The sequence below is a fragment of the Natrinema sp. LJW11 genome, from assembly GCF_056135975.1.
Genome location: NZ_JBWBDM010000007.1, coordinates 153,048 through 175,789 on the forward strand (window position 1 = coordinate 153,048; position 22,742 = coordinate 175,789).

Below are 22,742 nucleotides of genomic sequence, written 5' to 3' on the forward strand. Positions count from 1 at the left end.
TACTATCTCATTCCGAGCGAGGGGGGTTGATATGGATTCGCTGATCATCTGAGCTACTCACTTCGAATCAGGGGTGTGAGATCTCTACACTATGTGGACTTAAAGACAGCTCACTCTGAATCAGGTATCATCAGGTATGGCGGCGTCACCTATCAATTTTCCACTTCTTAGCATCGATATCCAGAAAATCTCATTCCGAATTAGGGGGGTAACGACTAAGTAGGTTCCTTCCTAGGATGAATCCATGACAGAGGAATCAGATGGAGGGGGTAACTCATCTATCACGGATCAACAGTTGGATGATTTCGATACAAACAGGGAGAACAGTTCGGCTTCTGAAATTTCGTCGGTCCCGAAAGAAATCCAGCGACAAGAACCGAACGACCCGGCGAATGACCCATTGTTCGTTCGGGAGGGCGATAAAGACGGTTCTTCAACTCAAATCTGGGCAGATCGGGATCTACTTTCAATTGGAACCGTTCCTGGGCCGGACCGCATCGTCGGTCGAGACACGGAAATCAAGTCGGTTGGTGGAGAAATCCGTCACCTCATCCACGAATCCCAACCTAATCACGTCGTTATTTACGGCGAAACCGGAACTGGTAAATCACTTGTCAGCCGACACGTCTCTGACCGTCTCGTTGATACTGCCACTGCCCGTAACGTCCCTGCTGCAAGCATCTACGTCGAGTGCAAGAAGAATAATACCGAAACGCGAGTCGCCCGAACAATCGCTCGTGCCCTAAGCGACAAATCTGGTTCTGGCATAGAAATCCCTCGCGTCGGTTTAGGGTCCGCCGAATACTACGATTACGCCTACGACATCATCGACGAGTACTACGATGGGCTCATTGTCATTCTTGATGAGATCGACATGGTTGATGACGCTGAGGGGCTCCTCCATGAACTCTCTCGAGCCCGAGAAGCCGGACATACTGATGCCTATATCGGAATCATCGCTATCAGCAACGACATCGACTTCGGGCAGAAACTCAATGCACGCGTTCAAAGCTCGATGCGGACGACAGACTTCATTTTTGAGCCATACCAGAGCGACCAGATCGAGCAAATCCTCGAGTATCGACGAGATGCATTCCAAGATGGTGTCGTACAAGACGGCGTCATAACCGAGACTGCTGACCGGTCGGCGGATGAACATGGTGATGCGAGGAAGGCAGTCGACGTTCTGCGGATTGCTGGTGATATTGCTGACGACGACGATGCGAAGGTCGTTAGTACGGATCACGTCGATAAAGCAGTCAAGCGTGCAGAGATCAATCGAGTCAAGGAGACGATTGAAAGTACCCCACCGCAATCTAAACTCGTCCTCTACACTCTTGGTCGCTTGACTGGCTCAAACAACCGCCGTTTCCGCACCTCTGGTATCTACAGCCAATACGAAACGACCTGCGGTGACGTCGGTGCTGATTCTCTCTCGTATGATCGAGTGAGTCAGATTCTCAGCACGCTCGCGCTAATGGGAATCTCTGAATCTCATCAGATTGGTGGCGGACATAAACAGGGTGTCTATCTGGAACACCAGCTTGTTAAGGACAAGGATGTAGTAATGAAGGCAGTTGTAGAGAGCGATGAACGGTTGTCAGAACTTCACAACGGAACCTACGAAATTTAATCAAGCATCAGAGGGTTTGTTCACCTACCAGCCTTGTACTGATGCTCATTCCGAATCAGGGGTGTCAAATATTCGGAGAGGTGAACAAGCTCACTTCGAATCAGGGGGGTTATTCGCGAAAGAACCAGACTAGCTAATCGACTGGATTGACCGGTTCTTTATACTTCGAGCGAACCTTCTCCCCTCCCCGCCACTGCCAGTGGTAACCTATCCAACCTGAAATACCGCCCGACGATGTAGGCGACTGCCTCGGTCTCAACCTCGTGTTTCGATCGCTCGATTTCGTCGGTTACATCTGAGTGGAAGGTTGCGTAAGCAACCTCGTGAATAAGCGTCGCTGCGAGATCGACCGGATTTGTGCGGGCTTTCGCCTCGACGACTGGTTGGAGAATGTCGCCATGCACCTACTCGTCAGCATCGACGATACGAACTGTCACGTCGATATCAGCGGCTGGTGTGTCTCGTGGATCCATGTGTACGCCTCTACTGACTTTCGGAGCAAAAGGAGTCACGCGAACGCGAAGTAGAAGAACCGCAGGCCGAAATTCTTTGAGGTCGTCGCAGCCATGAAGCGCTTGATCGATTTGTAGCCGTTCTCGATTTCCCATCTGTACCCGTACTCCGTGAGATGCCCGGTTCCCCTATTCGTCATGAACACCGAGTACTGCCGATGATCGGTGTGTTCGGAATTCTCTTTGCGTCGGTAGATTAGCGTAGTCGAGTGCCACTCGTTATCGCCGAGATGTAGCTTCCGGTCGGTCTCGTACCGGTCCTTGTCACGCTGGAGTAATTGTTTGGCCTGGGCTTTCTCGCTGGTCTGCATCCGTTTCGGGACGACATAGGACAGCCCGCGTTGACTCAGCATCTCTAGAATGTGCTGGCTGTCGAATTCCCGGTCCATCAGCACGTTATCGACGTGAACGAGGGTCTCTGTCGTGTCCAAGAGGTCCTCGACGATTTCCTCGCGCGTATCGCCTTTCCGGACTGGGCGCGCATCTAAGACGATTGGGACGGCATTCTCGACCAGTTGGACTGTCGCCCACTGGTAGGCGTATTCATCGGTTTTCTCCTTCGTCCCGATAATCTCGTCTTCGTGGCCGGATCGATCGCCGGTGAACGGGTCGGACTCGGTAATATCGATGGCGACGATGCCGGCCTGGAAGAACTGTTCTGTCTCTGCGACCCGGTCCAGCAGTCGACTCACCGCCTGTCGGTACATCTCGCGTATCTGCTTGATCGAAAGATCCCGGAGATGCTCGCGATGGGCGTGGCCGAGCGGCGTCCGCTCCCGATTGGACTCGTGAATGAAGCTCCGAGCGCCTTCGTTGACGGCAAGGTTCTCTCGAAGTCCGAGATAGGTCTGGAGATCCCAGTAAGCGTTCTCGTGGATCTCACAGCCCTCACCACGGTCCAGTGTGAACGCTGGGAAGGCAACATCGCTGACGCGATTAGTGACTGTCTCGGCCTGCTCTAATACGGTCTGTTCATCGGGGTTCGGTTCCGTACGCTCGTCACGGTGTCCACGGTTCTGTCGGTCTGGCTCACGCAGGACTGTGACGCCTACATTCTGGGCTTTGATGAGGATTGTTTGCGCTGCCGTCTCGACGGTGTCTTGGAGACCAGCCGTAAACCGATGGTGCCAGCTGCGCCACAGGGTAGATTGGTTCGGCACCGAGTCCAGACTGATCTGTTCGCAGAAATCGGGGTGTTGGGTGAGATATTCGACGAGGGCGATCTCGTGGTCCCAGCCATGGCATTCTTTCAGCAGGAATAAGCGAAACAGTGTCTCCATCTCGTAGGTCGTCGAGCCTGCATACCGGTCGTGGGCATCGAACTGGACGTATGCGAGCGGCACTGCGTGGACGAATTGATCAACGCTCTCGTGATCGTCATGCTGGAACCAGGTTTCCGCAACGAGGCGAACATCCGATTCCAGCGCTGGGAGGGATGAGCGATCGAATAGCGGGCTCGACTCGTACATGGGCCAGTCGGCGTAGGATCGCTGGGCAATCTGCCGGAAGACAGTGCGGCGAGACTCACGTGTTGGGGCCACGGCAGGCTGGTGGCGACGACACACTCAAGTATTCGTCCAACTGCTCAGTACAGCGGGAGCATCGCTCACTCGGTGAACCCGCCACCCCCTTCGGGGTCGGCAGGTTCCGCCGGATTAGCGACAACTGATTTAGCCTTAGCGACCGAAAAACGGGGGAAGTGACTGAAATCCGAAGTTACAATACTCCGTCTCTTCGCTTTTTACGGCAATAACGTAGTCGTCGCTGTCGGGTCTAACGAAACTACAGAGTCGACATCTCTATTGACGCTGTGAATCTGGTCCCGGCTTGGTCTTTGATCCATCTGGTGGAACTCCGGGCCAATCCTGTATTGGATGAAGTCCGAAATTTTTCTACATGAGAAAATATTATACGATATACTGGCGGATAAGGAGACACAATGGAGAGCGTCGACCCGACGACGGAGTCACAAATCGAGAGTTTCAATCCACACGACGAAGCAGCAGTCGAGGATCGAATAAAATGTGCGAGCCATCGCGAACGCCGGCGGCGTCACCGTGAGCTACTTCGAGTGGCTGCAGGACATCAATCGCCGGAAGTGGTCCCTCGAACGCGTCCGTGAGGAACTGGAGTCGGAGATGCTCTCGGCGTGGGCCGACGTCCGTCGTGAGTTCGAATCTCGCGACGTGACGTGGCGCGACGCGGCGTACATCGTCGCCCTCGCGCGCGTCGCGGAGGCAAAGAGTACGCGCGGTCTCTGGCCCTGACCCACCCAATCTGATCGGCGAAAGCACGACTGGAGGCGGCTAATCGTACTGGACGACGTTTTGCAGGGATGGACTCTCTGCCTCGCCGAGAAGCGACCGGACGTTGCCGGCGAGAATCGAGGCCAGCCGGGACCAGTGTTTCGGCGTGTGGCCGGCGGTGTGGGGAGTCACGAGAGCGTTGTCGAGGTCCCAGAGCGGGTGGTCAGACGGGAGTGGTTCGGGATCGGTCACGTCGAGTGCCGCCCCGCGGATACCGTTCGTCCGGAGGGCGGCGACCAACGCGTCGGTCTCGACGACCGGGCCACGGGCGACGTTGACGACCACGCTCGACGGTTCCAGCGTTGCGAGCGCCTCGGCGTCGATCAGGTGCCGCGTCACGTCGGTCAGCGGACATGCGAGTACGAGATAGTCCGTCCGGGCGAGCGCCTCGTGGATCCCGTCGTAGCCGAACACGTCGTCGGTGGCCCCCCCTTTCTCCGGGGAGTGACGGACGCCGATGGTGTCAACGTCGAAACCGTCGAGGCGGTCGACGACGGCCGTGCCGACGGCACCAAGGCCGACGACGGTGACCGTCGACCCCCTCAGTTCCGTCGACTGGACGTGTTGCCAGACACCGCGCCGGTTTCGCTCCCAGCTCACGTGGAGTCGGCGAGCGAACGTCAGCAGGTACCCGAGTACCTGTTCGGCGATGCCGGGGGCATGGATACCGCTCGCGTTCGTCACCGTCACCTCCCGTTCCGCGAGCGCGTCGAGTGGGAGGTGGTCGGTTCCAGCGAACGTACAGGCGAACAGTTCCAGTTTCTCAGCACGGTTCAGCAGGTCCCGGTCGATACGGTTGCCGGTGACGACCGGTGCCTGCCGAATCAGATCACGCTCGGCGTCGGGCGTCCGGGCGAGCCTGACGGTGTACTCCGGGAGTCGAGCGTCGAGTTCGTCGGCGTAGTCACACATCCAGAGCCCTTCGGTTCCCTCCCGCAACACGACTACGTCCGGGGCGCTCCGGGACACGGTGTTACTCCCCGACCACCGGATACCCCGTTCGGAACGGTATCACCGGTGTGCCACCCGCGAACCTCCCAGTACTCGTGGGGTATCTCCGAGCCCGGACACGTCTATCGACGGACGACCGCCTACTGCATCAGGCATCACTCGCACGATACCGACGCTCGATATTAAAGCCAACCCGCAGATAGAACCCCGTCAGAATTTTATATATAAAATAGAATATCGCCTCTCCTGCTCGATATAGCACAACACCGGCCGAAGAACTGTAGAATTGACCAGTTAGAAAACTCTATCCGGCAATCCGTATAGTTCTTGTATTAGATGCAAAGTTTTAGTATATAGTGGGATATTGTTCTACTATGGCTGTAGAACGGGCGTTCGACGAGCTTCACTTCGCACAGGAGCCGACAGTCGAGACAGCGATTCCCGGACCGGAGTCGAAGCGGCTCATCGAACGACAGCAGGAGATAGACAGTAGCGCCGTCGCGTATCCCAAGGTCGTTCCGATAGCTATCGACGAGGCAAAGGGCGCGACGATACGCGACGCGGACGGGAACACGTTCCTCGATTTCTTCGCTGGTATCGGCGTGTTGAACGTCGGACACTCGAACCCGTACGTGCTGGAGGGCGTTCAGGAACAGACCGAGAAGGTCGCGCACACGATAGATTTCCCGACTGAGGCTCGGCTGGATCTCATCGACGCACTGAACGACATCGCGCCGGGTGCACTCCCCGACAACAACCGGGTCGTGTTCGGCGGCCCGACGGGCAGCGACGCCATCGAAGCGACGATCAAACTGGCCAAGTACAACACTGGCGGCGACGGACTCATTGCGTTCCGTGGTGGGTACCACGGCGGGAGCGCCGGCGCACTCAGCCTCACGGCCGGCAAGAAGTACAAGGAGGACTACACACCGATGCTCCCGAACGTTCACCACGTGCCCTACCCCTACGCCCATCACCAGGGGCTGGATCCCCAGGAGGCCAGCACTCGGGCGCTGGAGAACGTCCGCGAACTCCTCGAAGATCCCTACAGCGGTCTCGCCAATCCTGCGGGTATCTGGATCGAACCGATCCAGGGTGAGGGCGGGATCGTCACGCCGCCGGAGGGGTTCCTCCCGGGTCTCAAGGAGATCGCCGACGACAACGGCATCCCGCTCATCGTCGACGAGATCCAGACCGGTTTCGGCCGGACCGGCGAGTGGTTCGCCAGCGACCACTACGACGTCACGCCCGATGCCATGCCAATGGCCAAGGCCCTCGGCGGTATCGGTCTCCCGCTGTCGGGAACGATGTACCACGAGGACCTCGACACGTGGGAAGCCGGCGGGCACGTCGGCACCTATCGCGGCAACGCACCGGCGATGGTCGGTGGCGTGCGCGCTATCGAGTTCATCCGGGACAACGACCTGCTGGCCCACGCGCGAGAACTCGGGGACTACATCCGCGACCGCCTGCGCGAATCCGCCGGCGAGAACGAACGTCTCACCGACGTGCGCGGTCGCGGCCTGTTCATCGGTGCCGAGTTCGACGACGGCGACGACCAGAGCGGGAAGGAACTCGTCGAAGCGATCCAGCGGGATTGCTACGAGAACGGAGTGCTGGTCTGGTCCGCTGGCCGCCACGGGAACGTCCTGCGGCTCATCCCCCCGCTCGTGCTCACACGGGAACAGGCCACCGCGGGGATGGACATCATCTGCGAGTCCATCGAGCAACACGCCCCCTGAACACCGTCTCAGACCCACTCCCCCGATTTCGACGACTCGAATTTCGAATGTCTGACCAGTATGTATTTATATGACGGATCGACCATTGAACGGTGTTCAGAACTCTCCCATGGATGAGAAAGATATTCGGATTCTGACTGCGATTGCCAGAGAGGGAACAGCCAGTCCGGAAGAGATCGAAGCCGTCACCGACATCCCGAAGTCGACGGTCCACTACAGGCTGAACCAGCTTCGCGAGTCCGGCGTCATCACCAACGATCTCTACGACATCGATCTGACGGAGGTCGGGCTTTCCATCACGCTCATCTCCGAAGTCTGGGCGGAGTTCGAGGAGGGATACCACGAGAAAGTCGGCGAGAAACTCGCCGAGGTCGAGGGGGCCAACCAGGTGTACTTTACGATGGGAGACACCGACTTCGTCGCCATCGCTCACGTCGCCAACCGGAAGATGGTCGAGTCACTCGTCGAGGACTACGAGGCCATAGAGGAGATCGAACGGACGTCCTCGAAGTTCGTTATCACGACGGTCAAAGACGAGCAGAACCCGCTCAACGACTTCGAGGAAGAGACACTGATCGACGCACTCACCGACTGATCGAACCCCGCGCTCGGTCGAATCGCCTCGGACGCGCCGATCAGATGACGTCCCGGTCGGCGAGTTCGCTGATCGTCTCCTCGTCGTATCCGAACTCGTCGAGGATCTCCTCGGTGTGTTCACCCAGCAGGGGCGGGTGCCGGTCGATCTCGGTGGGCGTCCGCGAGAAGTGCATCGGGCTCCCGGCCATCTCCACGGCTCCAATCGTGGGATGGTCGACGGTCTGATGCATGTTCCGGGCCTGTACCTGCGGATGCTCGAACACGTCTTCCATGTCCCGAACGCGACTGGCCGGGACTCCAGCTTCCTCCATCCGCGCGACGGCCTCGGCGGTTGTATACTGTTCGAATTCTCCGTCGAGGATCTGATCGAGTTCCGAGCGATTCGCGACACGGTCCGCGTTGACCGCGAAGCGCTCGTCGTCGATCAGATCCTCCCGGTCGAGCGCTCGGCAGAACTTCGGCCAGAGGTTCTCGGAAGCAGTGGCGACGACGACGTACCCGTCGCTGGTCTCGAACGCCTGATAGGGCGCGATGGTCGGGTGTTTGCTCCCCATGCGGCCCGGCGGGTCGCCGGTCGCGAAATAGTACGACGCCATGTAACTCATCCAGGCGACTTGCCCATCGAGGAGGCTCACGTCTACCTTCTGGCCGGTGCCGTCGCCCAGTTCCCGATAGAGCAGTGCCGCGAGGATGGCCTGTGTGGCGTACATCCCCGCTCCGATGTCCGCGATGGCGACGCCGACGCGGACTGGCGGTCCGCCCTCCTCGCCGGTGATGCTCATCAGTCCGCCCTCGGCCTGCATCATGATGTCGTAGGCCGGCCGGTCCTTCTGTGGCCCCCACTCGCCGTAGCCCGAGAGCGAACAGTAGACGAGTTCGGGATTGGCCTCACTGAGCGTCGCGTAGTCTAGCCCCCACTCTTCCATCTTCCCGACTCTGAAATTCTCGACGAGTACGTCGGCCTCGGACACCAGATCGCGGAACACCTCGCGACCCTCTTCGCTTGCCAGGTTCAGCGTCAGCGACCGCTTGTTGCGGTTGATGCTGACGTAATAGGCGCTCTCCTCGCCGTAGGTCGGCGGATGCCAGCCACGGGTCTGATCGCCGCCGTCCGGCCGTTCGACCTTGATCACCTCCGCGCCGAGATCGCCCAGTTGCATCGTGCAGAACGGCCCCACGAGGACCCGTGATGCGTCGAGAACGGTCAGGCCGTCTAGCGGCTGTTCGTCACCGTCGGGAGTGCGTGCTTCGCCGGTCATGGCTTATTCGTAGGCGGCGAATCCGGTGAGATCTTCGCCGAGGATGAGGGTATGGATGTCGTGAGTGCCTTCGTAGGTATAGACCGTTTCGAGGTTGGCCATGTGACGCATGGGGGAGTAGTCGGCGGTGATGCCGTTGCCGCCGAGGATCTCGCGGGCGATCCGCGATTGGTTACGGGCCATGCGGACGTTGTTGCGTTTGGCCATGGAGACGTGCTGGGGGCGCATATCGCCGCGTTCTTTGAGGTCCGCGAGGCGGTGAGCGAGTAGTTGGGCGAGCGTGATCTGGGTGGCCATTTCGGCGAGTTTGTCCTGCTGGAGCTGGAAGCGGGCGATGGGGGCGCCGAACTGCTCGCGGTCGGTGGCGTACTCCCGAGCGGTCTCGAAGGCGTCTCGGGCCGCGCCGACCGCGCCCCAGGCGATACCGTAGCGGGCTTGCGTGAGACAGCCCAGCGGGCCGCCCATCCCCTCCACCCCGGGGAGCAGGTTCCCCTCGGGGACGAACACGTCGTTGAGGCCGATTTCACCCGTGATCGAAGCCCTCAGCGATAACTTCTCAGTGATCTTGTTCGTCGAGACGCCATCGCGGTCGGTCTCGACCAAAAAGCCCCGGACTGGGGTGTCGGGATCAGTCTGGTCCCGCGCCCAGACGACGGCCACGTCGGCGATAGGGGAGTTGGTAATCCAAGTTTTCGAGCCGTTGAGGCGGTAGCCGCCGTCGGCGTCCTCGGCGCGGGTTTCCATGGCGGTGGGGTTCGAGCCGTGTTCGGGTTCGGTGAGGCCGAAACAGCCGACGGCTTCGCCACTCCCGAGTTTGGGGAGCCACTCCTCTTTCTGCTCTTCGGAGCCGTAGGCGTGGATCGGGTACATGACGAGTGCGCCCTGGACGCTAGCCATCGAGCGCAGGCCCGAGTCACAGGCCTCCAGTTCCTGCATCAGGAGGCCGTACGCTTTCTCACTGACGTTGGGCGAGCCGTAGCCTCCGAGATTGGGCGCGTAAAAGCCCATCTCGCCCATCTCGGGGATGAGATCTCTGGGGAAGGTGCCCTCGATCCAGTGCTCGCCGATGTCCGGCCGTACTGTTTCGTCGACGAACTCCCGGGCCGACTCCTGAATCATCCGCTCCTCTTCCGAGAGGTCCGCCTCCAGACCGTAGTAATCGAGCATCGTTACAGGGTACAGAACCGTATTTAATAATATTTTGGATTCAGTCCATATATGCGAGAATAAGTTGAATATTGTCTCACCAGAGGGTGGTGATTCGAGGATACTGCATATCTGAATGCGGGTTCGTGTCGCTGTTTAACCCCGTGAATCCGTTTGCTGGCGTGAATATAAATAGAACCTCCCGTTCTAAGATTGGAGTAGATTCATTCTAGGGTCCTATACTCGGATGAAATTCTATCCGAGGAAAAGTTTTAATATAGTACGGTATGCCACCACATGTGTGATGACACAATGAACCGTGCTGGTGTCGATATCGGCGGCACGTTCACCGACGTTATCGTGTTCGACGAAGAAAGCGGAGAGATCGAGGTCGCGAAGACGCCGTCAACGCCGGAGAACCCCGCGGAGGGGGTCATCAACGGCCTGGAGAAGTCCGAGACCCCCATCGAGGCGCTCGACTTTTTCTCGCACGGATCCACGGTCGGGACCAACGCGCTGATCGAACGCGAGCTTCCACGTATCGGATTGATCACGACGGAGGGGTTCCGCGACGTACACGAGATCCGGGACGCGACGAAAGAAGACATCTGGGACGCGTACGAGGACGTTGCGGACCCGTACGTCCAGCGACGCGATCGGCTCGGCGTGCCGGAACGGATCGACTACGACGGCAACGTCGTCGAACCGCTCGACGAGGAGCGTGCGAGAGAGATCGTTCGTACCTTCAAAAAGCGCGGCATCGATACCATCGCGATTTCCCTCATCAACGCGTACGTAAACGGTGTTCATGAGCGCCGGCTCGAGGAGATCGTACAGGAGGAGCATCCGGACGCGTTCGTCTGCACCTCACACGAGATCCTGCCGGAGATGTTCGAACACGAACGGACGAGTACGACGGTCATCAACGCGGCGCTCGTCCCCGTCGTCCGGGAGTACCTCACCGACCTCTCCAGCCAGCTCTCCGAGCGAGAGTATCACGGTGACGTGCTGGCGATGCACTCCGGCGGTGGCGTGATGACAACCGAGGCAATCGCCTACTACGCCGCCCGCATCGCCAACTCCGGTCCCACGGCGGGCGCTATCGCGAGCCAGCACATCGCCGACCAGTGCGGCTTCGAGAACGCCATCGGCTTCGACATGGGCGGGACCAGCGCCGACGTCTCCCTCACCCACGAAGGCGATATCGAGATGACCGACGAGTGGGCCGTCGAGTACGGGTATCCCATCATGTTCCCGTCGACGGACATCGAGACCATTGGTGCCGGCGGCGGATCCATCGCCTGGATCGACGACGGTGGCTCGCTGCGCGTCGGTCCGAAAAGTCAGGGTGCCGATCCCGGCCCGGCCTGCTATCTCCGGGGTGGCGATAAGCCGACGACGACCGACGCCAACGTCGTCCTCGGATGGGTGGACCCGGACAAGTTCCTCGGCGGCGACATGGACGCGACCGCGAAACCGGCCCGGAACGTGATCGAGCGCGACATCGCCGACCCGCTGGGTCTGGACCTCACCGAAGCGGCGTCCGCCATCGAGCGGATCGCCGTCGCCAACATGTGCAACGCGGTCCGTCTGGTATCGACCAGCAAAGGATACGACCCGCGTGACTTCCCGCTCGTGGCCTTCGGCGGGGCCGGTCCGCTACACGCGGCCCACGTCGCGCGCGAGATGAACATTCCTAAGGTTATCGTTCCCCCGTACCCCGGCATCAACTCCGCACTGGGTTGCTTGCTGGTCGACGTCGAACACGACCTCTCTCAGACGTTCATCGCCGACGCGACCGACGACGTCGTCGACGATATCGAGGCGGACTTCGCGGAGATGGAGGAGGAGATCCACGAACGGCTCTCGGAGGAGGGCGTCGAGGACGAGCAGATCCGGATGGAGTACGAGATCAAAATGCGCTACGCGGGGCAGTGGCGGTCACTCGACGTCGTCTGCTCCCGTCCGATCCGGAGTATGGACGAGATCCGGGCGAAGTTCCACCGCCAACACGAGCAGAACTACGCCTACTCCGACGAGGAACAGCCGGTCGAGATCTACGGGCTGCGCGTCACGGGCCGCGGTCTCGTGGAAAAACCGTCCTTCCCGGAGGTCGAACCGGCCGATGCGGCCGATGCCCGCCGGGAGACCAGAGAGGCGTACTTCGACGACGCTGGCGAGTACGTCGAGACGGACGTCTACGACCGCGAGCGATTAGGGGCCGGCGCGACCTTCGAGGGACCGGCCATCGTCGAACAGATGGACTCCACCGTCGTTGTGCCGCCGGCGGCGACGGCGGAAGTGGACGAGACGGGCAACATCATCATCACGGTGTAAACATGGCAACGACAGACCCACAGACTGATATCGACCTCGACCCGGTTACCTTCGAGGTGCTCCGGAGTTCGTTCCGGAACCTCGTCGACCGAATGGCAGAACAGATCCAGCGGACCTGTTACTCGTTCGTTATCTACAACCGCGACTTCAGCAACTGCCTGAACGACGCGGAGGGGAACACGGTGATGCAGGGCTCGAAGGACATTGCCGTCCACGTCGGGACCCTCCATTACACCTGCAAAGAGACCCTCGAGTACTTCGAGGGCGACATCCAACCCGGCGACGTCTACATCGTCAACGATCCCTACCTCGGCGGGACTCACATCAACGACGTCCGCATCATGCGGCCGGTGTTCTACGACGACGAACTCATCGCGGTCACCCAGTCCAACGGACACTGGGCGGACGTCGGCGGTCCAGCACCGGGATCGTTCAACATCGACGCGAACAGTCATTTCGCCGAGGGCCTGCGCATCCCGCCGATGAAGATCTGGGAGGCCGGCGAGTTCCGGGAGGACGTCGCGAACTTCATGACGACGAACATGCGTCTCTCCGAGGATCGCCTCGGGGATCTCCGCGCGCAGGCCGAGGCGACCCGCATCGCCGAGGAGCGGCTGATTGAACTCGTGGAGAAATACGGCGTCGACACGGTGATGACCGCCTTCGACGAGTCGAAGGACTACGTCGAGCGGATCATGCGCAAACAGATCAGCGATCTGCCCGACGGTACCTGGCGGACACAGGACTACATCGACGCCGATCCCGACAAGGAAGAAGGCCTCGTCACCGTGGACGTCGAAATGACCATCGACGGCGACGAAGTTCACTACGACCTGTCCGGGTCGGACGAGTACATCGGCAACTTCCTCAACGCCACCTTCGGTACGTCCTACTCGGCGGTCATCGCCGGGACGAAGATGTTCTTCCCGGACGTGCCACTGAACTCCGGCATGTACCGCGTCGTCAGTGCCGACCTCCCGGAGGGGACCGTCGTCGACGCGCCGGAATCGGTCCCCGTGACGGGATCGGTCGCCGGGACGTACGAGAAGGTGATGAACGCGATCTTCGAGCTGTGGTCGGAGGTCCTGCCGGAACGGGCGATGGCGTGTTCGTTCAACCTCGAGTATCTGCTCGCGGGCGGGACGGACAAACGCCCGGGACACGAGGGGGCGGAGTTCGCGTGGTACGACTGGATGGCCGGTGGCTGGGGCGGCCGCGACGGCAAAGACGGAGCCTCGGCGACCGCACCGGTGTTCGGTGCCGGCCTCGCCGTTCAGTCGCTGGAGGGCCAGGAACGGGACACGCCACTGCTGACGTCACAGCACGAGATCGTCACCGACTCCGCCGGCCCCGGCGAGTACCGCGGCGGCTGTGGACTCCGCAAGGGCGGACGGATGCTTGAATGCGAAAACAGCGTCATGTCGTACTGTTCGGACCGCGCCCGCTCGATCACGTGGGGAATCAACGGCGGCCTGCCGGGGATCCCGCACGGCGTCTCCCTCACCCAGGACGGCGAAACCACTGAGATGGGTACGGTCTTCTCGAACCACCCCGTTGGCGAGGGGGACGAGTTCGTTCGCCCCTCCTCGGGCGGCGGCGGATTCGGCGATCCGCTCGAACGCGATCCCGACGCGGTGCTGGAGGATGTGAAGGACGATTACGTCTCCGTCAAGCGTGCCGCCAAGGACTACGGCGTCGTCATCGAGGAGATCGACCCGGAACTCTGTGAGTACGAGATCGACCGGGACGCCACCGAAGAGAAACGCGCGTACATCCGCGACAACCGGCGGGAGTGGCTCGAAGCCAACCCCGAGACCGTCGTCGAGCGGTACGAAGACGGCGAACTCACGCGACTGGATCTCATCCGCCGTTACGGCGTGATCCTCGACTGGTCCAGCGGCGAACTCCTTGAGAACACGACCGAACAGTTCCGCGAGATGCTCCGGGACCGCGCCGCGAGCGACTGGTCCTGATCCCCGGCGTCGCATTCAAAAGGAATCGCGGACCACGGAACCGCGATCTGACGACGTGGGATCCCGCCCGCTCGTCTTCTTCATCGCCCCCGATCACCGGAACGACTTTCGATCACGTGATATAACTGAACGAATTCCTCTTTCCACTCAGTCGGTGTCGCATAAGCTCCCATACGAACGATTGTGCCGTCTACAATCCCGGTGAGAAACTCCCCACCCCTGTCGAGGTAGTTGCTTTGATCATCTCGAAGATCTTTATCTGGAATGTCTGGCTCATACTCTGGAGTCGTGGCCATTGCAATGCCGTTCAACTCCCGGATACGCTCGCCATCACCGGAGTGAAATCGGCGGGTCTCGACGGCGGAGTTTCCTTTCTCCGACATGGGAATCCCATGACATCGGAACAGGTTAAATTGGTTGGTAGGGTTATAGGAACACGCATAGTTCCCCTTGACGCTGGTCAATACGCAGATATACTGAGCAAGAGTTCCAATCGCAAAACCGGATAAGAAAAGTGTCTCCAAACCCGGCTCCAGAGATCCTGAGTAGTTGTAACGGTGCAATTGGCCATCCTGCTATTTTTATTTAGTACCATAAATACCAATAGTGGTGGGCGTATTCGTAGGGATACCACTAATGGAGCGAGATGACTTCGACGAGGCAGCGCCCGGTGAGATCGTTCCCACGACGACATCGAAGGGGACATATTCGGCGTTCCGGCCTGACCCACTTCCCCCCTCCATCAATACTGAACAGCTCATTACACCGCTGGCAGAAGCGACACAAGCCCTCGGCCGACTCCACGGCATCGGTCCACGTGTCGGCTCGAGAGAAATTCTTATCGAGCCGTTCATTCGAAAAGAAGCGCTGGAATCCTCCCAAATCGAGGGGACACATGCTACTCTCTCGGATATCTACGCCTATGAGGCCGGACAGGAAGATCTCATCGACGAAGACAGACAGCAGGGTACCCAAGAAGTCGTGAACTATCTGCACGCGCTGACGCACGGATTGGATGCGATCACAGCTGGCGATCCAATCACCGTCGAATTGCTATGCGAGATGCACGACCGGTTGCTTTCGGGTGTCCGTGGCGATGAGGCAGACCCAGGGGAACTCCGTACGACGCAGAACTTCATCGGCAGTACGCCATACATCCAAGACGCCAGGTACGTGCCGCCACCACCGAACGAGATTCCTGACTTACTCGAGGACCTGCTCGAGTATGCGAACCAAGAGACGAATCTGCATCCACTTCTCCGAATCGGGCTGATCCACTACCAGTTCGAGACGATTCACCCGTTTCTCGATGGGAACGGACGACTCGGGCGGCTATTGATCAGTCTCCTCCTGCAACGTGACGGTCTCTTGCCCGAGCCGTATCTCTACCTGAGTTCCTATTTCAACGCACGACGGTCAGAGTACGTCGATCATCTCTTGGCTGTCAGTCAACGCGGTGACTGGGAAGAGTGGCTCCTGTTTTTCCTGCGTGGCGTGCAGTCGCAAGCAGATGAGGCCCATCAGCGGGCCAACCTGCTAGTCGACCTCCGAGAGGACTATCAACAGCGCTATCAGAGCGAGCGATCTGAGAATATCCTCGAACTGGTGATGCGGCTCTTCGAAGATCCGTATCTGGACGTGAATACGGCGGCCGACTGGTTGGATGTCGAATACAGCACAGCCAACCGACTGATCGGACAGCTCGAAAATGACGGAATACTCGAAGAACTCACCGGGAAAGACCGGAATCGGTTCTACCGGGCGAGCGAAGTCTTCCAGATCATCAACAAGCCGATCGACCAACTCTGAACGAATGAGCACAGAGGGTTTGAGGCATATGCATTGAGATGGCCAGTCTCAACTACCAGTGAAAGAAGCAACGGTACCGTTCTGGCTCTATTGCGGCTATTTTCAGCGGAAGTATCGTTCTCGAATCACGAGGAGAGACGGTAACACGGTGACACAGCTAACGAACGCGAAAATGATGCTCAACCCAGTGACGAGGCCGAATCGGTGGAGTGGTGGGGAGAGTGCGAGTGCGAGGACGCCAAAGCCCGCTGCCGTCGTCGCTGCACTCCCTAGTAGCGCACCGCCAGTCCCAGTGACTGCAGCGAAAAGCGACTCGTCTAGCGACGTTCGGCGCTCACGCTCGTCGATAAATCGTTCCCCGAGGTGGATGCTGTAATCGACGCCGAGGCCAATCGCCAAACTGGTGATGACGACGGTCTCGCTGTTGAATGGGATGTCGAGCAGTGCCATCGTGCCGAGCAGCCATGCGAGTGCGAGGAGGACGGGGACGAGCACCACAATCGCAAGCCCCGGCGCTCGGTACCGCCACCAGTACAGGCCAAGGAGGAACGTCAGGATCACACCCAGCGTTACGGTGAATCCTTCGACGAGCGTCTCGAACAGGGCACTTTGGACGACAGCGGTAATGACAGGTCCACCCGTCGCAACGGCTGTTACCGGTGCGTTCGCTTCGATACCCGTCGTGACCTCTCGCATGTCGGTGGCAATCGATTGGGCGGCCGCGTCGGTCTTCACACCGACGAGCAACCTAGCTGTCGCATACGATCCGTTCTCGGTCCGATAGAGGACTGTCGACGCCCGGTCGGGAGCAGCGTCATACACGAGGTCGTAGACCGACGCGATGTCCTCGTCTGGGAGACCATCACCATCCGAGTCTCGTGCATCAATCGCAGCGGCAACCGTCTGATTCTCAGCCGCGACCGAACGGAGGACAGTTGCCGGACTCTCGACGACGGCTGTGCCGCCCGATTGCATGGCGATCGCTCCATTCCGATTCATATACGAAGATGAATTGTCGGTCGCAGTGAGTACTGACGGTGTGGTCACGTTCCCGCGTATCAGTATCTGGGCCTCAGATCCCTGCCCGCGTAGTTGAAAGTTGTCACTCAGGTACGCGAGATTTTCTCGGACATCGTACTCGGCTGGCGCGAACGGTTCCGGGAGCGATTCCATCCACTCTGGGGCGTCCTCCGGGAGAAAGTCCGCTTGGTTGAACTCCGTATCCAAGCCGGTCGCACCGTAGGTCCCTGCAGAAGCCAACAACAGTGAGACGACTAGAACGGCGATCGGTGCACGTCGTGAGAGGGCCGCAATGCTTGAGAGCGTACGGCGAATCGGTCCTGAGCCGACGCCGAACGCTGTCTGCTGTCGGTCACGGCCGATTCGGGAGAGGAGTCGTTCGACTTCGAATTTAACGGCTGGGACGAATGCCGCAAAGACGAGGAACATCGCGACGATGCCAGCGGCGCTCAGGAGCGCGAAGTCCTGTATCGACCCGAGCGGGCTGACGTAGTTCGAGAAGAAGCCGATGCCAGTCGTGAACGTAGCAGCAGCCAGCGCAACGACGACACCAGCGATTCCCGCCCGCATCGCAGTAGTTGGATCCCGTTGGCCATCGGACTCGGGATCGGTCTCGTGATCCCCTGTTCTTGCCTCGCGATAGCGCATAATGATGTGGAGAGAGTAGTCGATACTTAGTCCAATGAGCAAGAATGGGACGGCGATGAGTATCGAACTGGACGGGATTCCGAGCCAGCCCTGAATACCCTGGAGCCATACCATCACCACGCCGATCCCGAACAGGCTGATGAGCACGTCGGCAATGTCGCGGTACGCGATACTGAGGACAACGAGCAGAAGGACGAGTGCAACGGGGATGATGATGAGGAAGCTGTCTCCGATGGCCTGTGAGGACGCCTCGTCGATGATGCCCTGTCCGAAGACGAACGCATCGTCGAAGCGCTCGTCGACTAGTGAGGCGATAGCTACTTGCGCATCGTACGCCTCTTGGGGCGTTCCGCTAGCGCCGCCGTGTTCGTTAGATTGGAAGACAAGTGTCAGTCTCGCGTCGGCGCTCGTTGCGCCGGGTTCGTGGTCCGACGGCAGGAACGCAGTCGGGTCACGGCTAGGGGTGGTCGAATCCGAATCGAGTACTCGTGCGAGTATTGCATTAACCTCCTCGTCTGAGTGCGACTCAAGCACCTCGATCTGTTGGTCGAGTGTCGGCGCTGGTGGCTGCTGGTTCCGACCGGTGGATGCCGTGTCATGTGTCCCGTTTTCAGCCGCTTGTACTTCGAAGTATGCCGTCGTCGCCACCATATTCTCGAGACCGCGGAAGTCCGACTCCGTTCGTAGCGTCGTATTGATGGATTCGGTCTCACGTATCTCTTGCTGGAGTTGGAGACTCTGCAGTAGTGACTCACGGGTGAGGACATCTTCACCTTCGTCTTTGACGATGATCTGTGTAACCAACGTATCGTCCGTTTCGTACGTCGATTCAATCTCCTCGAGTGCTGTCTGCTCTTCGGAATCAATGCCTGTCTGACCAATCGCACCGTCTTCACTGGTGCCGACCGCCGCGCCAGCGCCGACGATTGCCGTGAGGACAAGCAACAGGGCGATAATGAGTTTGCTCCGCGAGATGAGCGTGTCCGCGTATCGAGACGGTAAATTCCGTTTCATTGATCACCGACACCGCTTTGTATTCGGGTGAGCTTTGGCGTTGAGGTGGGCTGATGGACTGGTGTATGGGACTCGCTCATTGTTACACTCTCCGTGTGTGCCTCATAAGGAACGATGGAGGCCTCCCATAACGTGGGACAACCGCGAAGTTCGGTTGGCCTATAGAAGCGATTTTGTAACGAGATAACTGAACAGGTCACTCTGAATGAAGCACGCGGCGCGGGTAGGCTGTCTGGGATGCTATCTGAGCAGTTCCAACCGAATGAATAGCAGCGGCTACTGACCGTAGAGTCCGTATATCATGACGAGGAAGCCGCCACAAGCGATGAGGCTCTCGAAGAGCATTCCTTGGACGCTCGGAATGCCGAAGATGTGGTGGAGAATCCCGACCAGAAACGTCCCGATGGTGATGACCATGAGGCCTACTGCGAAGTACTGGAGCCCCTCGATCTGTGTTCGTTGATAGGCACGATAGGCTAATAGGGAGACGACACCCCCGAGGACTAACGCGGCGATTTTGACGATGCCGAGTAGGATTATAATACTGTCCGTCATGATTCTTTTTTCATCTCTGACCAGAACGTCGCCATACGGTCCTCTGCATCCTCGTCTGGTCGTTCGACGGAGACGGTGAATTCGTCGTCGTCGTCAATGCTGATCGAGATATCCGTGAAATCCCGTTCGTACAATGTGGCGTTCGGTCCGTCACGTCGGACTTCAGTGTACTCTTTGACGAGAGCTGCGTCACGGAGTCGCTCGAGTTTGCGATACACTGTCGAACTCGGCAGCTCACACTCGTTGCAGAGTTTGGTTGCGGATTTCGGCTCACATAACGCCGTGAGTATCGTTCTACATTTACTGTCCTCGAGCGATTGGAGGACTACTGAAACGGGCGGATCGTCGTCATCCGTCGAGGGCCCCTGGACCATGTCGGTGGCTGTGTGAGTCGTGTTCGACCGTGATGGAATGAGCGAGAGCCGGTTTGGGTCGATGAATTCCTCAGTCATTCGAATATCGCCTTCTCCAGTTCGTCTCGACTTGGAGACGAGTACGCTGTCAGTTAGCTCTGTCTTGCAACTATGGGTGTATAGAGGTACCGAGTGTTCCCAGATTGTTGGACTAGCAGGATGTCCGATACGCAACTGGTTAGGAGTCTATGACGAATTCTGCTCTGATCTCCGCCGCTCGGTCTCCAATCCCACATTCTGGGACACTTCCATCGTTGTTTATCTACTGCTGTCACAGATTTGGGTGGATAATGGCTAGATACCGTTACTGGACGAAAGAACGAAACGAACTCACTATCCTCGAGGCTGATGAATCTGCTGACGACGGCTCAGCTACTGGGCAAAAAACCCATCTGGAGACGGAGGGTCAGTGATGGCGACGATGCTTGACGTTGTCATGACTACCCACACTATTTTTGCTGCGCTGTGGACCGGCGGCACACTCTTGGTTGCAGGCGCTGTGCTCCCTGCCGCTCGTAGAGAACTGCTTGGAGAGAAGGCGTTGGCTCTTATCGGCCGTCGATTTTCGTATCTCACGATCGCCTCGGTGCTGCTACTGCTGTTTACTGGTGGTCATCTCGCAGGGACTCTATACACCGTTGAGACACTTCAATCGACCGGGCGAGGGCATCTCGTCCTGACGATGGTCGGCCTGTGGCTTCTCCTTCCACTAGTGCTCTACGGCGGCTTCCGCCAGCTAACCGGTCTTCCACCAGAAAAATCGGTAGCAACTGCAGCGTCGGAGGCGCGACCGTGGTTTCTGATTGCGAGTATTATTTCGATAGCACTCCTCATCGTAGCGGGCCTCCTATGAATTGATTCAGCGTTCGCTACCGGAGTCATTTGAACGGTCAGAGCTGGATGGATCTGGTATCATTATCTCGATTAAGCCTTCTCGGCTGGGTATGGACCGTATCAGGGCGTTCTGCACACCTAGCACTCCCACATCGGCTGGCCGATCCACTCATCGTCAGGCACGGCTTCGTATTCGGTGAATCGATGCTCGGTCTTCCGGTTGCACGCCCGACACTCGAGGTGCTCCCTGTTCGGGCTCTTGTGTCGGGGGATCCCGGTCCTGGCGTCGGTGACGGATCGCTGGGATGCAATTGCCGGAACCACCCAGACATCGTCGTCTGCATCCTCAAGGAAGGTCACGAGACTGCCGTGTTGAACAGCGACCTCTGAACCAAAGTGACGCGACAGTAGTTTTGAGACCACCATTGCCAACAGCTTATACGTCGAATCAAATCGCGACCTTCCACAGATATACGCTATTCTCCAGAACAGGGTTTTCTGTTTGTTGAATAGCTTCTAAATGGTGGTTAGAGTGGCTCACAGAGCTTTTCTATGTTGATAATGGCGAACATGAGGACAATTTCACGGAACTGTCGATACCAACCCAGCGCTCGCACAGCATCGCCGAGCGAGCGCTTCGTTGTTGAGTACGAGGTTTCGGCCATCCAGTGCTGAGAGTAGCCGTTTTCCTGAATGAGCGCGTTGTGTCCCTTCGTGACCAATCTCAATCCACGCTGTAAGATCAGCGATTCGACACCGAGCGCGTAGAACTCGTACTTGGTGTGCCAGTTCTGGAAGGCTTTGTCGGCAGCCACGGACAGCAGGTCGTCCGCGTTCCGGCGGCCCTGTCTTCGTATCGCATTTCCACCCAGCCGAGATATGTACGCCAAGAACGGCAAAAGACTCTACATAGGTTAATATTGAAATTTCAATGTTTGAGTACTGTTACTGAATATCTGACAACAGTACGACGAGGCAGCGCGTCGGTCGAAGAACGTGCTGTCGAGAGTTGCATGTCCAGACTGTGGAGGTTGCTGCGCTGAAACGCGCAGCAACGCCCGCACTACCCACTTTTTCAGTCGATCACACGACTTGTAGATCGTGCTGTAGTCTGGCAACTCGTCTCGATCAAGGCCAAGAGCGTCACGAATCCTTGTCATATACTTCAGCCAGTTCGACGTTTCACGGCAGCTGTGGCCGTCTCCGAGTCAAAAACAGTGCAGAACCACGTGTACCCAGCGGCGAACCCGCCGCTCTTCCTCAATTACCAGCCGTCATGGATTATGACCGAGTTAGGAAGCCGGTCTTTCTCCACTTTTGTATTACAGTTCCTGCACCTTGCTTTCCCTTGATCCGCCCAGCTGTAATCCTCCCAGTGATACTCTGGGCCATTGTTGTGTGGACATTCATCGGGAACCTCTCTCGGCACCTGCCAACTCTCGTATCCAGTATACCCATCATCAAACACATCCTCAGGGGAGCTATTTCCAGAGTTCTTCTTCTCATCCCTTGATGGAGGATCTGGTACTTTAGGTATGTCATCACGGTCAAACGAGCCTAAGAAACCCATATTGTCGTACAGGAAACGGGTTCGAGTATTGCTGTAAGTCCGGTTGATCCTGCACCGAGCACAGAACTTGAAATCACCCATGTTCTTCCGCTCTTTCTCTTCATCGTATTTGTTACTGGATTCCGTGATAACTGAAGTAACTGTACTGAGTAGCTTGGCCAGCTGGTGATCCGAATAGTACTGGACCCTGTGATGTGAACCGTGTACTGGTTGACGGTGAACGTGACTGTGACAGGGTCGGACCGGATGAGCGTATCCAGTGCTTCGGGATAGATGTAGTCGTAGAGAGTCTAGGTCTGTTGGGTCCTCTTCTTATAGATTGGCAAGTGCGTTGACAACGGCAAGGCTCGGTGGATGTTCTGATTCGTATTCAAACGGAGTATCAGGGCTGTCGCTGCCGGTCATTGCCTCGAGCCTCCACTA

General features: G+C 58.3%; 17 protein-coding genes and 5 pseudogenes. 8 read left to right on the forward strand and 14 right to left on the reverse strand.

Annotated features, from left to right (window positions below):
* The first annotated feature begins 244 nt into the window (after positions 1–244).
* Positions 245–1,633, forward strand: coding sequence for a Cdc6/Cdc18 family protein (locus tag AC0QDI_RS18560; protein WP_226777734.1), 1,389 nt, complete (start codon positions 245–247; stop codon positions 1,631–1,633).
* A gap of 209 nt (positions 1,634–1,842) precedes the next feature.
* On the opposite strand, the pseudogene AC0QDI_RS18565 reads toward AC0QDI_RS18560, so the two are convergent.
* The 3 genes and pseudogenes from AC0QDI_RS18565 to AC0QDI_RS18575 all read right to left on the reverse strand — a co-directional run.
* Positions 1,843–2,085, reverse strand: a pseudogene (locus AC0QDI_RS18565) (DUF955 domain-containing protein); the annotation flags it as partial.
* 56 nt (positions 2,086–2,141) lie between these two features.
* Positions 2,142–3,686, reverse strand: coding sequence for a transposase (locus AC0QDI_RS18570; protein ID WP_474670813.1), 1,545 nt, complete (start codon positions 3,684–3,686; stop codon positions 2,142–2,144).
* Positions 3,687–3,754: 68 nt separating this feature from the next.
* Positions 3,755–3,868: pseudogene (locus AC0QDI_RS18575) on the reverse strand (IS5/IS1182 family transposase); the annotation flags it as partial.
* A 310-nt stretch (positions 3,869–4,178) separates the two neighbouring features.
* Between AC0QDI_RS18575 and AC0QDI_RS18580 the strand changes: the two are divergent.
* Positions 4,179–4,412 (forward strand): annotated as a pseudogene (locus tag AC0QDI_RS18580) (Glu/Leu/Phe/Val dehydrogenase); the annotation flags it as partial.
* 39 nt (positions 4,413–4,451) lie between these two features.
* Here AC0QDI_RS18580 and AC0QDI_RS18585 read toward each other — a convergent pair.
* Positions 4,452–5,363, reverse strand: a complete 912-nt coding sequence (locus tag AC0QDI_RS18585; RefSeq protein WP_226777732.1) for a D-2-hydroxyacid dehydrogenase — start codon at positions 5,361–5,363, stop codon at positions 4,452–4,454.
* Between the two features lie 413 nt (positions 5,364–5,776).
* On the opposite strand from AC0QDI_RS18585, the gene AC0QDI_RS18590 reads away from it, so the two are divergent.
* Together AC0QDI_RS18590 and AC0QDI_RS18595 are read left to right on the forward strand one after the other, a co-directional pair.
* Entirely contained in the window at positions 5,777–7,144 is a 1,368-nt protein-coding gene (locus AC0QDI_RS18590; RefSeq protein ID WP_474670815.1) for an aspartate aminotransferase family protein, read from the forward strand.
* Positions 7,145–7,253: 109 nt separating this feature from the next.
* Entirely contained in the window at positions 7,254–7,739 is a 486-nt protein-coding gene (locus AC0QDI_RS18595; protein WP_474670817.1) for an Lrp/AsnC family transcriptional regulator, read from the forward strand.
* Between the two features lie 40 nt (positions 7,740–7,779).
* Here the strand turns inward: AC0QDI_RS18595 and AC0QDI_RS18600 are convergent, their stop codons facing one another.
* Together AC0QDI_RS18600 and AC0QDI_RS18605 are read right to left on the reverse strand one after the other, a co-directional pair.
* Positions 7,780–9,000 (reverse strand): CaiB/BaiF CoA transferase family protein, encoded by a 1,221-nt coding sequence (locus AC0QDI_RS18600; protein ID WP_474670819.1) that lies wholly within the window; start codon positions 8,998–9,000, stop codon positions 7,780–7,782.
* Positions 9,001–9,003: 3 nt separating this feature from the next.
* Positions 9,004–10,167 (reverse strand): acyl-CoA dehydrogenase family protein, encoded by a 1,164-nt coding sequence (locus AC0QDI_RS18605; protein WP_474670821.1) that lies wholly within the window; start codon positions 10,165–10,167, stop codon positions 9,004–9,006.
* Positions 10,168–10,458: 291 nt separating this feature from the next.
* Between AC0QDI_RS18605 and AC0QDI_RS18610 the strand changes: the two genes are divergently transcribed.
* Entirely contained in the window at positions 10,459–12,483 is a 2,025-nt protein-coding gene (locus AC0QDI_RS18610; protein WP_226777978.1) for a hydantoinase/oxoprolinase family protein, read from the forward strand.
* A 2-nt stretch (positions 12,484–12,485) separates the two neighbouring features.
* Entirely contained in the window at positions 12,486–14,456 is a 1,971-nt protein-coding gene (locus tag AC0QDI_RS18615; protein ID WP_226777727.1) for a hydantoinase B/oxoprolinase family protein, read from the forward strand.
* A gap of 80 nt (positions 14,457–14,536) precedes the next feature.
* On the opposite strand, the gene AC0QDI_RS18620 is transcribed toward AC0QDI_RS18615, so the two are convergent.
* Complete coding sequence (locus AC0QDI_RS18620; RefSeq protein ID WP_226777726.1) at positions 14,537–14,839, reverse strand: hypothetical protein; 303 nt, start codon at positions 14,837–14,839, stop codon at positions 14,537–14,539.
* Positions 14,840–15,092: 253 nt separating this feature from the next.
* Between AC0QDI_RS18620 and AC0QDI_RS18625 the strand changes: the two genes are divergently transcribed.
* Positions 15,093–16,265, forward strand: coding sequence for a Fic family protein (locus tag AC0QDI_RS18625; RefSeq protein WP_226777725.1), 1,173 nt, complete (start codon positions 15,093–15,095; stop codon positions 16,263–16,265).
* A 102-nt stretch (positions 16,266–16,367) separates the two neighbouring features.
* Here the strand turns inward: AC0QDI_RS18625 and AC0QDI_RS18630 are convergent, their stop codons facing one another.
* The 3 genes from AC0QDI_RS18630 to AC0QDI_RS18640 all read right to left on the reverse strand — a co-directional run bounded on the left by AC0QDI_RS18630 (position 16,368) and on the right by AC0QDI_RS18640 (position 19,954).
* A complete protein-coding gene (locus tag AC0QDI_RS18630; RefSeq protein WP_474670823.1) occupies positions 16,368–18,947 on the reverse strand; it encodes an efflux RND transporter permease subunit in 2,580 nt (859 codons plus the stop codon).
* 276 nt (positions 18,948–19,223) lie between these two features.
* Positions 19,224–19,502 carry a DUF7521 family protein gene (locus AC0QDI_RS18635; RefSeq protein WP_135536018.1) on the reverse strand — a complete coding sequence of 93 codons (279 nt, stop codon included), beginning with the start codon at positions 19,500–19,502 and terminating at the stop codon, positions 19,224–19,226.
* Positions 19,499–19,954 (reverse strand): helix-turn-helix domain-containing protein, encoded by a 456-nt coding sequence (locus AC0QDI_RS18640; protein ID WP_474670825.1) that lies wholly within the window; start codon positions 19,952–19,954, stop codon positions 19,499–19,501. Before AC0QDI_RS18640 ends, AC0QDI_RS18635 begins: the two co-directional genes overlap by 4 nt.
* Before the next feature lie 373 nt (positions 19,955–20,327).
* Between AC0QDI_RS18640 and AC0QDI_RS18645 the strand changes: the two genes are divergently transcribed.
* Positions 20,328–20,768 (forward strand): CopD family protein, encoded by a 441-nt coding sequence (locus tag AC0QDI_RS18645; protein ID WP_226777722.1) that lies wholly within the window; start codon positions 20,328–20,330, stop codon positions 20,766–20,768.
* 119 nt (positions 20,769–20,887) lie between these two features.
* On the opposite strand, the gene AC0QDI_RS18650 is transcribed toward AC0QDI_RS18645, so the two are convergent.
* The 4 genes and pseudogenes from AC0QDI_RS18650 to AC0QDI_RS18665 form a co-directional block, all read right to left on the reverse strand.
* A complete protein-coding gene (locus AC0QDI_RS18650; protein ID WP_474670826.1) occupies positions 20,888–21,181 on the reverse strand; it encodes a hypothetical protein in 294 nt (97 codons plus the stop codon).
* Between the two features lie 95 nt (positions 21,182–21,276).
* Positions 21,277–21,990 (reverse strand): annotated as a pseudogene (locus tag AC0QDI_RS18655) (transposase); the annotation flags it as partial.
* Positions 21,991–22,013: 23 nt separating this feature from the next.
* Complete coding sequence (locus AC0QDI_RS18660) at positions 22,014–22,400, reverse strand: hypothetical protein (RefSeq protein ID WP_474670828.1); 387 nt, start codon at positions 22,398–22,400, stop codon at positions 22,014–22,016.
* Positions 22,307–22,597: pseudogene (locus AC0QDI_RS18665) on the reverse strand (HalOD1 output domain-containing protein); the annotation flags it as partial. The gene AC0QDI_RS18660 and the pseudogene AC0QDI_RS18665, both read right to left, overlap by 94 nt.
* Positions 22,598–22,742 lie beyond the last annotated feature (145 nt).

Coding starts and splice junctions, on each gene's coding strand:
- AC0QDI_RS18560 (WP_226777734.1), top strand. CDS start 245: ATGACAGAGGAATCAGATGGAGGGGGTAACTCATCTATCACGGATCAA.
- AC0QDI_RS18585 (WP_226777732.1), bottom strand. CDS start 5,363: ATGTGTGACTACGCCGACGAACTCGACGCTCGACTCCCGGAGTACACC.
- AC0QDI_RS18590 (WP_474670815.1), top strand. CDS start 5,777: ATGGCTGTAGAACGGGCGTTCGACGAGCTTCACTTCGCACAGGAGCCG.
- AC0QDI_RS18595 (WP_474670817.1), top strand. CDS start 7,254: ATGGATGAGAAAGATATTCGGATTCTGACTGCGATTGCCAGAGAGGGA.
- AC0QDI_RS18600 (WP_474670819.1), bottom strand. CDS start 9,000: ATGACCGGCGAAGCACGCACTCCCGACGGTGACGAACAGCCGCTAGAC.
- AC0QDI_RS18605 (WP_474670821.1), bottom strand. CDS start 10,167: ATGCTCGATTACTACGGTCTGGAGGCGGACCTCTCGGAAGAGGAGCGG.
- AC0QDI_RS18610 (WP_226777978.1), top strand. CDS start 10,459: ATGAACCGTGCTGGTGTCGATATCGGCGGCACGTTCACCGACGTTATC.
- AC0QDI_RS18615 (WP_226777727.1), top strand. CDS start 12,486: ATGGCAACGACAGACCCACAGACTGATATCGACCTCGACCCGGTTACC.
- AC0QDI_RS18620 (WP_226777726.1), bottom strand. CDS start 14,839: ATGTCGGAGAAAGGAAACTCCGCCGTCGAGACCCGCCGATTTCACTCC.
- AC0QDI_RS18625 (WP_226777725.1), top strand. CDS start 15,093: ATGGAGCGAGATGACTTCGACGAGGCAGCGCCCGGTGAGATCGTTCCC.
- AC0QDI_RS18630 (WP_474670823.1), bottom strand. CDS start 18,947: ATGAAACGGAATTTACCGTCTCGATACGCGGACACGCTCATCTCGCGG.
- AC0QDI_RS18635 (WP_135536018.1), bottom strand. CDS start 19,502: ATGACGGACAGTATTATAATCCTACTCGGCATCGTCAAAATCGCCGCG.
- AC0QDI_RS18640 (WP_474670825.1), bottom strand. CDS start 19,954: ATGACTGAGGAATTCATCGACCCAAACCGGCTCTCGCTCATTCCATCA.
- AC0QDI_RS18645 (WP_226777722.1), top strand. CDS start 20,328: ATGGCGACGATGCTTGACGTTGTCATGACTACCCACACTATTTTTGCT.
- AC0QDI_RS18660 (WP_474670828.1), bottom strand. CDS start 22,400: ATGGGTGATTTCAAGTTCTGTGCTCGGTGCAGGATCAACCGGACTTAC.